12 protein-coding genes are annotated in these 13,138 nt (G+C 61.5%); 9 read left to right on the top strand and 3 right to left on the bottom strand.

Going from position 1 to position 13,138, the window contains the following annotated elements; genetic code table 11:
- The first annotated feature begins 304 nt into the window (after positions 1–304).
- The 9 genes from NKJ64_RS15205 (at position 305) to NKJ64_RS15165 (ending at position 10,730) form a co-directional block, all read left to right on the top strand.
- Positions 305–1,867, top strand: a complete 1,563-nt coding sequence (locus NKJ64_RS15205; RefSeq protein WP_502902870.1) for a DUF2778 domain-containing protein — start codon at positions 305–307, stop codon at positions 1,865–1,867.
- 174 nt (positions 1,868–2,041) lie between these two features.
- Positions 2,042–2,827, top strand: coding sequence for a ThuA domain-containing protein (locus tag NKJ64_RS15200; protein WP_023684782.1), 786 nt, complete (start codon positions 2,042–2,044; stop codon positions 2,825–2,827).
- A 103-nt stretch (positions 2,828–2,930) separates the two neighbouring features.
- Complete coding sequence (locus NKJ64_RS15195; protein WP_352462862.1) at positions 2,931–3,989, top strand: Gfo/Idh/MocA family protein; 1,059 nt, start codon at positions 2,931–2,933, stop codon at positions 3,987–3,989.
- A 21-nt stretch (positions 3,990–4,010) separates the two neighbouring features.
- Positions 4,011–4,412: a GFA family protein gene (locus NKJ64_RS15190; protein ID WP_023689042.1), complete on the top strand. Its 402-nt coding sequence runs from the start codon at positions 4,011–4,013 to the stop codon at positions 4,410–4,412.
- 196 nt (positions 4,413–4,608) lie between these two features.
- Positions 4,609–5,274, top strand: a complete 666-nt coding sequence (locus tag NKJ64_RS15185; protein ID WP_023670314.1) for a hypothetical protein — start codon at positions 4,609–4,611, stop codon at positions 5,272–5,274.
- A 7-nt stretch (positions 5,275–5,281) separates the two neighbouring features.
- The gene (locus NKJ64_RS15180; RefSeq protein WP_352462861.1) at positions 5,282–7,939 is read left to right on the top strand and encodes an OmpA family protein; all 2,658 of its coding nucleotides are present in this window, start codon (positions 5,282–5,284) and stop codon (positions 7,937–7,939) included.
- A gap of 11 nt (positions 7,940–7,950) precedes the next feature.
- Positions 7,951–8,445 (top strand): Rab family GTPase, encoded by a 495-nt coding sequence (locus NKJ64_RS15175; RefSeq protein ID WP_023670316.1) that lies wholly within the window; start codon positions 7,951–7,953, stop codon positions 8,443–8,445.
- 3 nt (positions 8,446–8,448) lie between these two features.
- A complete protein-coding gene (locus NKJ64_RS15170) occupies positions 8,449–9,519 on the top strand; it encodes an adenylate/guanylate cyclase domain-containing protein (RefSeq protein WP_352462860.1) in 1,071 nt (356 codons plus the stop codon).
- Positions 9,520–9,662: 143 nt separating this feature from the next.
- A complete protein-coding gene (locus NKJ64_RS15165; RefSeq protein WP_352462859.1) occupies positions 9,663–10,730 on the top strand; it encodes a cyclic nucleotide-gated potassium channel in 1,068 nt (355 codons plus the stop codon).
- A gap of 209 nt (positions 10,731–10,939) precedes the next feature.
- On the opposite strand, the gene NKJ64_RS15160 is transcribed toward NKJ64_RS15165, so the two are convergent.
- From NKJ64_RS15160 to NKJ64_RS15150, 3 genes are all read right to left on the bottom strand, one after another.
- Positions 10,940–11,668: an amino acid ABC transporter ATP-binding protein gene (locus NKJ64_RS15160; RefSeq protein ID WP_023670319.1), complete on the bottom strand. Its 729-nt coding sequence runs from the start codon at positions 11,666–11,668 to the stop codon at positions 10,940–10,942.
- A 70-nt stretch (positions 11,669–11,738) separates the two neighbouring features.
- The gene (locus tag NKJ64_RS15155; RefSeq protein ID WP_023821289.1) at positions 11,739–12,413 is read right to left on the bottom strand and encodes an amino acid ABC transporter permease; all 675 of its coding nucleotides are present in this window, start codon (positions 12,411–12,413) and stop codon (positions 11,739–11,741) included.
- The gene (locus NKJ64_RS15150; protein WP_023695534.1) at positions 12,410–13,087 is read right to left on the bottom strand and encodes an amino acid ABC transporter permease; all 678 of its coding nucleotides are present in this window, start codon (positions 13,085–13,087) and stop codon (positions 12,410–12,412) included. Before NKJ64_RS15150 ends, NKJ64_RS15155 begins: the two co-directional genes overlap by 4 nt.
- Positions 13,088–13,138 lie beyond the last annotated feature (51 nt).

Raw genomic sequence — 13,138 nt, 5'->3', positions numbered from 1 at the left:
GATCAGCGGGCAATCAGCACAGGCTTGCAGCAAGCTGACGCAGCGTTTCCTTGACTTGGATCGCAAAAACGGGCAGCAAGGCGGGGGTGAGGGAGAGCATTCTACCGTGGCGCAGACCATGGAGTGCTCTTTTTTTCGTATCAGGCGCCGCATAATCGGTGGCTGATGGAGGGATTGGTTAACCAACTTTGTCCATCTTTTGATTCAATCGGCAACAGACGCGAAAGGTGCAGGGGGCACCAGCGAACTGTGGATGTCACGGATGCGAGGGTCGCAAGCCTGCATGCCGATTGAGAGTGGTTGTATGGCGTTTTTGCGTTTGAAAGACCGGGGCGACACTCCTGAACGGGGTTTGACTTCGAAGAGATCCGGCCAGCGCTGGGTGGTAGTGCCGGTTGTCGGCGCGGCCTTGGCGCTGTGGTCGGTGGCAACCATGGCCGGCCTCTATTCGCTCGGTACCTCGCTCACCGCAGCCTCCAACAGCCTTCCGCACAGTCTGCTTCTGCCGAACGCAGCACTTGCCGATTCGCGCCGCAGCCTCGCCAATTCGTGGGCGCCGCGGCTTTCGGCGCAAAAATCACAGGCCTCGCTGCTCAGCCAATGCGACGCCGGCTGCGCGCATGCCGCCGCGAACTTCGCGCATGACGGCAAGATGGCGCGGCTGAAGCCGGCCGCGCACGCTGTGGCCCCGAGCAGTGTCGCCTCAAACATTGCGCCAAACACCAGCGTCGCTCTCGCCACTTCGCGCGGCATGCGCTTCGACGGCGTGGTGGCCAAGGCAGAGCTGTCGCCGCAAAAGCTGGCTGCCGCCTTCGCCAAGGCCTCGAATGCGCCCTTCATGCTTGCTAGCCTTCCGGTCGCTGCCCGTTTCGCCGAAGTCCGGCTGCCCGATCAGCATGGCCCCGCCTCGGAACGCTTTGGGCCGGAAGTGGCTGAGATCGAACGCTCATCGCGCCTGGCGCTGGCGCTGGCCAACAGCTTGCCGGAAGACGCTGACATGCTGGCCCCGCCGCCGGCCGTTGAAGCAATCGCCGGAGGGCAGGATACTGAGCAGGCCGAGGTTCAGGTCGCTTCGCTGCCGCCGCAGGACGATCTGCCCGACAACATTGCGTTGCCCGGTTGGCGTCCACGCGCCGAAACCGCTCAGCCTGCCGAGGCTCGGCAAGCCAGCAAGCCCAGGGCAGCCAAGCCACAGACCGACAGGACGCCCGAGAGCCCCGCACCCCAGTCGCCGGGCAATTCGTCGCCGCGCTCGCCACGCAGTACTTCGGAGGTCGCCGCACTGCCTGGCGTGCCAGACAGCCAGAGCATCCAATCAAGCCGGATCAAGCCTGGCAAACGGTCGAAGACACAGGCCGGCGAGATGCTGGCCTATGCCAAGCCGGACGTCCCGGCGGGCGGTGTCGGTCGCGCCTTCAAGGATCTGTTCGCCACGCCCGGAATGGGCGGCGGCGTCGCCGTCTACGATATCTCGGCCAAGACCGTCTATATGCCGGACGGCTCGCGGCTGGAGGCCCATTCGGGGCTGGGTTCGATGGTCGACCAGCCGCGCTTCGTGCACAAGAAGAATGTCGGCCCGACGCCGCCCAACACCTATGATCTGCGGCTGCGCGAATCCCGCTTCCATGGCGTCGAGGCGCTCCGTCTCACTCCCGTCAGCGGCGGCAACAAATACGGCCGCGACGGCCTGCTTGCCCACACCTACATGCTGCGCGGAGGCCGTGCGGAGTCCAATGGCTGCGTCGTCTTCAAGGACTATGCCCGCTTCCTTGCCGCCTACAAGAAGGGCAAGATTAAGCGCCTCGTCGTCGTGCCGCGCCTGACCAAGCCGCTGACGCGGGTCGCTCAGGAAGGCCGGGGAGCGTAAGGCAGTAGGCAGTAGGCAGTAGGCAGTAGGCAGTAGGCAGTAGGGCCCAGGAGCGTCCATCGCCTGTTGATTGTTTTTCTGCCCCTATTGCCTATTCCCCACTGCCTATTCCCTTTTCACCCCCAGGCAGACTATGAGTGACCCCTGCGGGTCGGCTTCACCACGAGGACATCCATGACAATACGCGCTGTCGTTTGGGGCGAGAACATCCATGAGCGGACCAATGAGGTGGTCGCAGCCCTCTATCCCGAGGGCATGCACACGACCATCGCCAAGGCGCTGAATGCCGACAAGGCGATCTCCGCCTCGACCGCCACGCTCGATCAGCCGGAGCACGGCCTGCCGGCCGACCGTCTGGCCGAGACCGACGTGCTGGTCTGGTGGGGCCACAAGGATCATGGCGCGGTGGCCGACGAGATCGTCGAGCGCGTCGCCCGCCGCGTTTGGGAGGGGATGGGGCTGATCGTTCTCCATTCCGGCCATTTCTCGAAAATCTTCAAGCGGCTGATGGGCACGCCCTGCACGCTGAAATGGCGCGAGGCGGGCGAGCGCGAGCGGCTTTGGGTGACCAGTCCCAGCCATCCGATCGCCGAGGGCGTCGGCGAATATTTCGAGCTCGAGAATGAAGAAATGTATGGCGAGCAGTTCGCCGTGCCCGAACCTCTGGAGACCGTCTTCATCTCCTGGTTCCAGGGCGGCGAGGTGTTCCGTTCTGGGCTGACCTATCGCCGCGGCGCCGGCAATGTCTTCTACTTCCGCCCGGGCCACGAGACCTATCCGACCTATCACGACGCCAATGTGCACAAGGTGCTGCGCAATGCGGTGAAGTGGGCGCACAATCCGCAGGGCACCAAGTCGGCGATCCTCGAGGCGCCGAACGTGCCGGTCGAGAAGGCGCTGGAGCCGATCGTCGAGCGCGGCGGCAAGCTGCACGCTTCGGGCGAGGCCGGCTTCCGCTAAAGCAAAATCCAGGAAAAAAGGCGTAGCGGTTTTCCGCATGGGTTTCCTAGACCGTATCTGCGCCATATGATTGAATCGAACCAATTCGCTCGGAGTGCAGAGAATGCGGCTTTTGATACTGGGTACCGGCTGGATGGCGCAGGAGCATGCCCGCCGCTTCGGCGGTATCGACGGCGTCGAGATCGTCGGTGCTGTCGACGTCGATGAAAAGCGCGTTGGCGAATTTGCCGACGGGTTCAAGATACCGAAGCGATTCACATCGCTGGAAGACGCGCTGGCGTGGGGCGAGTTCGATGCGGTCGCCAACGTCACGCCCGACCGCATTCACCACCCGACCACCATGGCGCTAATCGCGGCCGGCAAGCCGGTGCTGTGCGAAAAGCCGCTGGCCGAAGACTTCGGCAAGGCAAGCGAGATGGCCAAAGCGGCTGAGGCTGCCGGCATCGTCAACATGGTCAATCTCACCTATCGCAATGTCGCTGCCTTGCAGAAGGCGCGGCAGATGGTGCTGGCCGGCGAGATCGGCACCGTCCGCCACGTCGAGTCCTCCTATCTGCAGAGCTGGCTGGTGTCGAAATTCTGGGGCGACTGGCGCACCGACCCGAAATGGCTGTGGCGGCTGTCGCGTGACCACGGCTCCAACGGCGTGCTCGGCGATGTCGGCATCCACATCCTCGATTTCGCCAGCTATGGCGCCGCACTCGACATCGACCACGTGTTTTGCCGGCTGCGCACCTTCGACAAGGCGCCAGGCAACCGCATCGGCGAATACGACCTCGACGCCAATGACAGCTTCGCCATGACGCTGGATTTCTCCAACAGCGCCTTTGGCGTCGTTCACGCCAGCCGCTGGGCGACCGGCCACATCAACGAATTGCGCCTGCGCATCTATGGCGACAAGGGCGGCATCGAAGTCGTGCACAATCTCGAGGGTTCGGAACTGAAGGCGTGTGTCGGCGAGGATATCGAGAACGGCAAATGGCAGGTGCTCGACGCCGGCACGGTGCCGACCAATTACCAGCGCTTCGTCGATGCGGTTCGCAGCGGCGTGCAGGCCGAGCCTTCATTCCACCATGCCGCCGAACTGCAGAAGGTGCTGGATCTGGCCATGGTTTCGGAACAGAAGCGGACGGAACTGAGGGCCAGCGCCGATACGCAGTGATGTGAAGGGGAGGAAGAAACTATGGTCTCGCGCCGCGCGCAATGTCTCTGCGGCCAGCTTTCAGCCGTCTGTTCGGGCGAGCCGGTGCGCATCTCGGTCTGCCACTGCCTCGACTGCAAGCGCCGCACCGGCAGCGCCTTCAGCTACAATGTCCGGTTTGCGCAAGCTGATGTATCGATCGAGGGGCGGGCGAAGCAGTTCACGCGCACCGGCGACGAGGGCGGCCGCGTCATCTACAATTTCTGTCCGGAGTGCGGCGCCGCCGTCCACTATCGCATCGACACGCAACCCGGCGTGATCGCCATTCCCGTCGGCGCCTTCGCCGACCCGTCGTTCCCGCCGCCATTTCAGTCTTTTTACCACGAAAGCCGGCGCTGTGAGTGGGTCGAGATCAATGCCGAGCCGCTGGCGACGTTCGACTGAAGGCCGCTTTTTGGATACCCGGAACCGTCCGCACGCTCCGCGCCTTTGAGAGGGCATCGCCCCTGATTGCCATTGCCGGGCCGTTAGCCATCGCGCTCGGCTGCCCCATGAATAGGCATAAGTCAAGACGAATCCGGCTTGCGGCCCGATTGCTGACATGCTTACCTGACGGCATGTGTTCAATGGGGGTATATGGATGGCTAAGGAATCTTCGAATTCCGCTTCTTCAGAAAAGAAGGCGGACGTAAATCTGATAGGTAACACAGAAGGAAACGGGCTGAACTTCATGGGAGTTCAGGCTCGCGAAAACGGAACCGCCGGCGACGCCGTCGGTGTCGACAAGATCCGTGACCTGCTGTTCGGCAACCAGATGCAGGACTATGACCGCCGTTTTTCCAAGCTTGAAGAACGGGTGTTGCAGCGCTTCAAGGATGTCGAGTCCGAGGCCAAGCGCAATCTCGAAATGTACGAGTCGAATGCAAAGAAGCAGATCGATTCGCTTGCAGGGCAATTGCGGAGCGAAAAAGATTCACGAGCCGATGCCGACAAGGAGATCGACCGGAATCTTCGCGAGCAAAACCAGGCTCTTGAAAAGCAGGTGCGCACGTTGTCGGATCAGTTGAGCGCGCTCGAGCGCGATGTTTCGGACCGGATAAATCGAAACGATCATTTGCTGCGTGAGGAAATCAAGCAGAAGAATGAAGGCGTTCAGATGCTGATCGAGAAGATGTTTGCCGACCTCAGCAACGTCAAGACCGACCGAAATCTTTTGGCTGGCCTGTTTGTCGAGGTTGCAAAGTGTCTCAATCAGGATCCCGTCGGGAGCAAGAGCAACTCGGACCGTAGCTGGAAAGTGAGTTGATGGGACCTTGACGTTCACCGTCGACCCATTCAACCTTCCGCAAAGAACAGCCTCGAACGATACAGAGATTGATCGCGAGGCTCTGGCTCGTCTTTTGATCGAAATTGCCCGGAACGTTGATCCGGACTACCGTGCGCAGTTCGAGGCGGTTCCAACCGCCGATCCGCGCATGGAAACGCTGCGGCAGTTGCTGGTCAGCCGCGAAATCTCCGAGCTTTCACGCGTCACGCATCTGCTCGACGAACCCGAGCAGCTTGCGGCGGCCGTGGGCGACGTTCTTCCCAGTGCTGCCGGACGAGCGCCTTACGCGCAACTCGGCGAGGCGCTTGCGCCAGCTGTCGAACGGGCTGTGCAACGGTCGATCCAGAAGAGCCCGCGCACGCTGACGGACATATTGTACCCGGTGTTTCTGCCGGCAATTCGCAAGTCGATCGGCGAAAAGATCGACCAGACCTTTCAGTCGCTGAATGAAACTCTAAGGCACATATTCACCTGGCACGGGCTCAAGTGGAGACTTGAAGCCTGGAGAACAGGGGCAAGCTTCTCGGCAGTTGTTCTGAAGCATTCCCTTGTCTACCGTGTGGAACATGCGTTTCTCATTCATCGGAATTCCGGCCTTTTGATAGCGCATGTAACTGCCGACAATGCGACGAGCGAAGATCCTCAGCTCATTTCTTCGATGCTCAGTGCGATTCAGGATTTTGTAAAAGACTCATTTAACGAGAAAGAGCAGAGCGGCCTGGACACAATCCGTTTCGGCGAGCTTCGTCTCTGGTCGGAAGTTGGACCGTTTGCGACACTGGTTTCGGTGATCCGGGGAAATCCGCCGGAGGAATTGCATGAAATCGTTCGCGATGTGTTGCTTCGCATCCATGAGCAATCCTCAGAGGCTTTAGAGCAGTTCGACGGCGACGGTTCGCAGCTGGCCTCCGTAGAGGCGCAGTTGCAGACCTGCGTCGAGCTCAAGCAAGAGGAATCAAACGACGGATTTCCGTGGCTGGTGGCGGCCGTTGCCCTGTTGCTCTTGAGTCTGGCAGGCGGTTGGTACTTTCTTTCCTGGCAATCAGCGCAGCGCTGGCAGGCTTACGTGTCGCGAGTGGAGGCCCAGCCGGGCATCATCGTTGCCGAACAGCAGGTACGCGATGGCCAGTTCTATATTGCCGGCCTGAGGGACCCGCTTGCCGTCGACCCGCAGTCGCTGTTGTCAGGCACGGGAGTCGATCCGGCCGGGGTTCATTCGCAATGGCAATTCTATCAGAGCCTTGAGCCGGAGTTCGTGCTGAAGCGGCTGACGGCGTCGCTGGCTCCGCCGGATTCAGTGCGACTTTCGATTGTCGATGGCCGCATCGTCGCCGAGGGTGAGGCTCCCGACACCTGGATCAGCCGGGCGCGCGCGGCGGCCCAGCAGCTTTCGGCAGGCGGGCCGGTCTTCGATATCTCGGGGGTTCGTGACGTAAGTCCCCAAGTGCGCGAGGCGGAGCGCTGGCACGCCTATGTGTCGCGACTGGAGACCCAGCCGGGCATCATCGTTGCAGACCAAAAGATAAGCGACGGCCAATTCTATATTGCCGGCCTGCGAGACCCGCTTGGCGCCGATCCGCAGTCGCTGTTGTCGGGAACAGAGGTCGATCCCGCCCGGGTTCATGCGCAGTGGCAGTTCTATCAGAGCCTTGAGCCGGAGTTCGTGCTGAAGCGGCTGACGGCGTCACTGTATCCGCCGGATACAGTACGACTTTCGATCGTCGATGATCGCATCGTTGCCGAGGGTGAGGCTCCCGACACCTGGATCGATCGCGCGCGCGCGGCGGCCCGGCAGCTTTCGGCAGGCGGACCCGAATTCGACATCTCCAAGGTTCGTGACGTGAGCCCCGAAGCACGCGCGGCGGAGCACTGGCAGTATTATGTGTCGCGACTTGAGGCCCAATCGGGAATCATCGTCGCCCAACAAACGGCGAGGGGCGGACATTTCTATATTTCCGGCTTGAGAGACCCGCTTGCCGCCGACCCGCAAGCCCTGCTGTCCGGAACGGACGTTGATCCTGCCCGCGTTCATGCACAGTGGCAATTCTATCAGAGCCTTGATCCGAAGTTTGTGGTGAAGCGGCTGACGGCGGCGCTGTCCCCGCCGAAAACCGTTCAGCTCTCGATCATCCAGGGTCGCATCGTGGCCGTGGGTGAGGCTCCTGCCGGCTGGATCAACCGCGCGCGGGCCGCCGCTGAACAACTTTCGGCGGACGGAGTGGTTCTGGATGTCTCGCAGCTGCGTGAGCTGAACCTCGCAGAACTTAATCATTTGAGGCAGGCCATCCAGACGACCGATATTTTCTTCTCTTCCGGCAAGGTTGTGCCGGGACCGGAGCAGACGCCGGTTCTCGACAGGTTGGCGGATCAAATAAAGGAATTCGCCCAGAGTGCCCGCAATTCCGGCGTAACGGCGCGGTTCATGTTGACCGGGCATTCGGACACCACGGGCCGTGAGACGGCCAACGCGTCGATCAGCGCCGCCCGCGCCGAGACAGTTCGTGCGCTTCTCAACAAGCGGGGCGTCGCTCCCGAATTGCTGCTGGTTCGGGGCGCGGGCACTTTTGAGCCGGCTGTACCTGAAAACAGTCTAACCGGTAGCTCCACCAATCGCCGGGTTTCGATTACCGTAAACCTGGACTAGCGGAGCCCAACATGTTGCAAAAAAAGATCTGCATGCTGGGCGGTTTCGCTGTCGGAAAGACGAGTCTGGTCCGCAGGTTTGTGCAGAGCATCTTCTCAGAAACCTACTTGACCACCGTTGGAGTGAAAATCGACAAGAAGAGCGTCGCGCTCCCGGACAAAACCGTGGATCTGATTTTGTGGGATTTGGCCGGCGAAGACGATATCGGCTCATTCCGCGTCAGCTATGTTCGCGGTGCAACCGGGCTCGTGCTTGTCGTCGATGGAACCCGCGCCGCTACTCTTGCCGTGGCACTCACGCTGCGCGAACGGGTCGAGGCCGAATTCGGCGCCATGCCGTTCGTATTGCTGTTCAACAAGTCCGATCTGGCCGATCGGTGGGCGATATCGGATGGTGAGATCAACGAGTTGAGGCAACGTGGATGGCAAATCTATCTAACAAGTGCGCTTTCGGGCGAGCAGGTCGATGACGCCTTTCGTCAACTTGCCTTGATGGTCACCAAATAGACCATGCATGAATTGCCAAAAGAAGTCAGAAATTGGTTTTTCAATTTCTTCTTCGACGGGCACGCTGTCGCTTATCTGAAAATCGACCCTGAGCTTTGCATAGCTGCCAAGGGCGGTAATGTTGAACATTACGGGCTGTCATCACTTCGCATCGGCAAGCCTGTTGCCGAGCAGCTTGAATTCATGGAGGGTTTGCTGCCTTGCCCGGAGCTTCCGTTTCGCATGGACATGGTTGAACTGCCCGGCGGGCGTGTCGCCGACCTCCATTTTTTTGCTGACAATGCGTGCGTGTGGCTGCTTTTTCTGGACGCCACTGCCGAACGAGACAACAGGCAGCGGCTTCAACAGAAGGCCTATGAAATGACGCTCCTGCAAGAGAGGGAGCGTCAACTCAACGAAAAATTGCAATCGACGAACGAGGCGTTGAGGAAGAGCCAGGAGGGATTGGCGCGTGAATATCAGCGCGCCGAAAACCTGCTCCTCAACATTCTCCCGGCCTCGATCGCGGAGCGATTGAAAGCGCAAAAGAAAATTGCCGACAACCACGCAGAGGTGAGTGTGCTTTTTGCCGACATCGTCGGTTTTACGGAACGAGCGCGCAGCGTCGGAGCGGTGACGACGCTCGCTATTTTAAACTACTTCTTCAAGGCGGCGGATCGGCTCTCTGAGCGATACGGCTGCGAAAAGATCAAAACAATTGGCGATTGTGTGATGGTGGTCGCCGGCCTGCCCACGGCGCGATCCGATCATGCAAAGGCCCTCACGCGCTATGCGATTGAGCTGCGCAAAGCGGTCAAGCGGGAACGCTTCGCAGGAGAACCGATAAGGCTGAGAATTGGAATTCACTCAGGACCGATCGTCGCCGGCGTCATAGGCAAGAGGCGGTTCGCCTATGACCTGTGGGGTGAGACCGTTAATCTCGCCTCACGTATTCAAACGTCCGCGGAGCCCGATGAAATCCGTATTTCCGATGCAACTTGCCAACTGCTTGGACCGAAATTTGCTTGCGACCCACTCGAGGAAACGGAATTGCGCGGTGCGGGTCGCGTGCGAATGTGGCGGCTCCCGAGCTGATCCGTCGCCTGCGGTGCGACCGTGGAGCGCCGATAGCGGCGCCCGAAAGCCATTGGGTGACCTGATCTTGCGATCGCAAAGCACCCTTTGCGCTTGCCCGGAAGGCCTCTATTCTGGAGCACAGTGGCCGCTGGTGGGATAGAATGTCGGTACTGCCTTTTCTGAGAATCTACGCACCGCTAAATGCGGTGCTGGCTGCGCCTGGGCTTCTGGCGGTGGCTGCGCTCACGATGCCGAACATGTCCGGACGAAGCAGACTGCTTCTGGCTGCCGTGCTCGCTGTAATTTGGGCCGCCTATCTTCTGCAGATGGCCGAGACCCTGCTCAAGCGCTGGGCGGGAGACCTTCGGGACAGGACGCCGGCAATCGCAATCGATGTGCTCGCGGTTTTGGTTCCACTCGCCGCATTCCTGCTCGACGGCACGCCCGACCGCAGCCTCTACTGTGCTGTCTGGCTGCTGAAGCCGCTGCGCGACTCGACGTTCTTCCCGCTGCTTGGCAGGGTTCTGGCCAACGAAGCGCGCAACCTGGTCGGCGTCACCACGGTCTTCGGCCTGGTTCTGTTCGGTGTCGCACTTGCGGCCTATGTCATCGAGCGCGACGTCCAACCGGAAAAGTTCGGCAGCATTCCCGAGACAATGTGGTGGGCGGTGGTCACGCTGTCCACTACCGGCTATGGCGACGACATTCCGCAAAGCTTCGCCGGCCGCGTCCTTGCCGGGGCCGTCATGATGTGTGGCATCGGCATCTTCGGGCTCTGGGCCGGCATTCTTGCCTCCGGCTTTTATCAAGAAGTGCGTCGCGAGGATTTCGTCCGCAATTGGCAATTGATTGCCGGCGTTCCGTTGTTTCAGAAGCTTGGCCCGGCCACGCTGGTCGAGATCGTGCGCGCGTTAAGACCTCGCACGGTGCCGGCGGGCGCCGTGATCTGCCGCAGCGGCGAGACCGGCGATCGGATGTTCTTCGTCGTGGAAGGCCGCGTCAGCGTCGCGACGCCGAACCCGGTGGAGCTTGGCCCTGGCGCCTTCTTCGGCGAGATGGCGCTGATCAGCGGCGAACCGCGTATGGCGACCGTCACTGCCGCAACTTCTGTCTCACTCCTGTCGCTGCACGCGGCGGATTTCCAGATGCTGTGCAGCAGCAGCCCGGAGATCGCGGAAATCATCCGCAGGACCGCGCTCGAGCGGCGCGGCGCGGCGCCGGTGGCTTGACCGTACAGCCGATGGTGGCCCGGCTGGAACTGGATGGTACGGCTCTATCGACCACTCGCGGAGGTTCTGGACGGCACATGGAAGTTCCCAGAGGCGTAGCCGGAGACCTAAACGTAGCCGATCCACTCTACCGGCGGCTCGTTTTTTTGGCGCTGTACGTCGACAGTTCCTGCCCCGCGGCCTTTCGGACGACCGGCTTTGGCTAAACTCTAATGCCTTAGAATCTTGCTTAGAAAAGCCCGGCTGCGGTCGGTCTTCGGGTCGGAGAAAAACGCCTCCGGCGTGCCGCTTTCGACGATGGCGCCCGCGTCCATGAACACCACGCGCTGCGCCACCTTGCGGGCAAAGCCCATTTCGTGCGTCACCACCATCATGGTCATGCCTTCCTCGGCCACCGCGACCATGACGTCGAGCACTTCGGAGATCATCTCGGGATCGAGCGCGGAGGTCGGCTCGTCGAACAGCATGATCTTGGGCCGCATGCCGAGGCAGCGCGCGATGGCCACACGCTGCTGCTGGCCGCCGGACAGCTGTGACGGGTAGGCGTTGACCTTGTCGGCGAGGCCGACCTTGGCCAGCAAGTCGCGCCCGGCCTGCTCGGCCTCGGCGCGGGGGATCTTGCGCACATGGATCGGCGCCAGCGTGACGTTTTCCAGCGCCGTCTTGTGCGGGTAGAGGTTGAACGACTGGAAGACGAAGCCGATCTCGGTGCGCAGCTGCGTCATGTTGGTGGCGGGGTCGCCGAGGCGCTGGCCGTCGACGACGAGGTCGCCATCCTTGATCGCTTCCAGGCCGTTGATGCAGCGGATCAGCGTCGACTTGCCCGAACCACTTGGGCCGCAGACGACGACCACTTCGCGCGGCTCGACGCTGAGCGTGATGTCCTTCAGCACATTGAGCGAGCCGAACCATTTGTTGACGCCGCGAAAGTCGATCATGCCCGTTTTGGTCAGGTTTGTCTTGGTCGGGCTTGGATTGGTCATGGCGGTCAGCCCTTTGGGTTCGATGTCACAGCTGCACCTCGCCATGCCCCGCGCCCATGCGGCGCTCCAGCCGGCGGGCGAGCATGATCAGCGGATAGCAGACGACGAAATAGCCGACGCCGACCAGGAAGAAGACCAGCAGGCCGTTGGGCACACGCTGCACCACAAGCCAGCCGACGCGGGTGAGGTCGGTCAGCCCGATCGCCGAGACGACGGAGGAATCCTTGATCAAGAGTACATATTGCCCGACCAGCGGCGGCAGCACGATGCGCATCGCCTGCGGCAGCACCACCTGGCGCATGCGTTGCCAGCGCGACAGGCCAGACGCCAGAGCTGCCTCAACCTGGCCGGTCGGCACCGAGCGGATGCCGGCGGCGACGATCTCGCAGATGAAGCACGCGGCGAGGTTGGTGAGCGCGATGATGCCGGCCGTGAAGGCATCGAGCTCGATGCCGAATTCCGGCAGGATGAAGAAGATCAGGAAGATCTGCACCAGGAACGGCGTGCCGCGGATCAGGTCGACCCAGGCGCCGATCACGCTCGAGATCAGCCGGTTGCCGCCGGTGCGCAATATGCCGAGGCCGAAGCCAAGCAGCGTGCCCAGCACCAGGCTGATCGCCGACAGCATCACGGTCATGCCAAGGCCGCGCAAGGCGAGGGGGTAGCTGCCGGCCAGGCTTTGCAGCTGTTGCCAGATCATGTGCTGCTCCTTGCCGGCTGCAGACCGAGCCACCGACTGGACAGCCCCGCCAGTCCTTTGAGGCAGTAATAGAGCAGCAGATAGAAAGCGGCGATGGTGAGAAAGCCTTCCGCCGGCATGAAGCGGTCGGACGCCAGCAACTGGCCGGCGCGCGTCAGTTCGGAAACCGAGATCAGCGACAAAAGCGCGGAATCCTTGACCAGCACGATCGCCTGGCCGAGCAGCGGCGGGATCGTCACCTTGAAGGCTTGCGGCAGGATGACCAGGCGCATGCGCTGGACATAGGTCATTCCCGAGGCAACCCCGGCCTCGACCTGGCCGCGCGGGATCGACAGGATGCCGGCGCGGATGATTTCCGCGACATAGGCGCCGCTGTTCAGCGACAAAGCGATGATGCCGACGACGAGCTCGGGCAGGACGAAGCCGAGACGCGGCAGGCCGAAATAGAGGAAGTAGAGCTGCGCCAGCAACGGCGTGGCGCGCACGGCATCGATATAGCCCTTGGCCAGCACGCGAAACAGCTGGCCGCGCTGCAGGTTCATGGCGGCGAGCACGATGCCGACGGCCAGCGCGCCCGCAAAAGACAGCGCCGACAGCCACACGGTCGTGATCAGACCCTGCCCGAACAGCGGCAGATATTCGACGATGGTGCGGAAGCTGAAATTTTCGAGCATGGCGGTGAATTGTGAATGGTGAATGGGCAGTAGTGAGTAGTGAGTGGTGAG

Source organism: Mesorhizobium sp. M0062 (genome assembly GCF_040323125.1).
In the GTDB taxonomy this organism is placed as follows: Bacteria; Pseudomonadota; Alphaproteobacteria; order Rhizobiales; family Rhizobiaceae; genus Mesorhizobium.
Note: the sequence above shows the minus strand (reverse complement) of the source record. Positions and strands in the feature narration are given on the sequence as shown.

What these genes read in the sequence shown, in the direction of transcription:
- NKJ64_RS15205 (WP_502902870.1), top strand. Translation starts at nt 305, where the DNA reads ATGGCGTTTTTGCGTTTGAAAGACCGGGGCGACACTCCTGAACGGGGT.
- NKJ64_RS15200 (WP_023684782.1), top strand. Translation starts at nt 2,042, where the DNA reads ATGACAATACGCGCTGTCGTTTGGGGCGAGAACATCCATGAGCGGACC.
- NKJ64_RS15195 (WP_352462862.1), top strand. Translation starts at nt 2,931, where the DNA reads ATGCGGCTTTTGATACTGGGTACCGGCTGGATGGCGCAGGAGCATGCC.
- NKJ64_RS15190 (WP_023689042.1), top strand. Translation starts at nt 4,011, where the DNA reads ATGGTCTCGCGCCGCGCGCAATGTCTCTGCGGCCAGCTTTCAGCCGTC.
- NKJ64_RS15185 (WP_023670314.1), top strand. Translation starts at nt 4,609, where the DNA reads ATGGCTAAGGAATCTTCGAATTCCGCTTCTTCAGAAAAGAAGGCGGAC.
- NKJ64_RS15175 (WP_023670316.1), top strand. Translation starts at nt 7,951, where the DNA reads ATGTTGCAAAAAAAGATCTGCATGCTGGGCGGTTTCGCTGTCGGAAAG.
- NKJ64_RS15170 (WP_352462860.1), top strand. Translation starts at nt 8,449, where the DNA reads ATGCATGAATTGCCAAAAGAAGTCAGAAATTGGTTTTTCAATTTCTTC.
- NKJ64_RS15165 (WP_352462859.1), top strand. Translation starts at nt 9,663, where the DNA reads ATGTCGGTACTGCCTTTTCTGAGAATCTACGCACCGCTAAATGCGGTG.
- NKJ64_RS15160 (WP_023670319.1), bottom strand. Translation starts at nt 11,668, where the DNA reads ATGATCGACTTTCGCGGCGTCAACAAATGGTTCGGCTCGCTCAATGTG.
- NKJ64_RS15155 (WP_023821289.1), bottom strand. Translation starts at nt 12,413, where the DNA reads ATGATCTGGCAACAGCTGCAAAGCCTGGCCGGCAGCTACCCCCTCGCC.
- NKJ64_RS15150 (WP_023695534.1), bottom strand. Translation starts at nt 13,087, where the DNA reads ATGCTCGAAAATTTCAGCTTCCGCACCATCGTCGAATATCTGCCGCTG.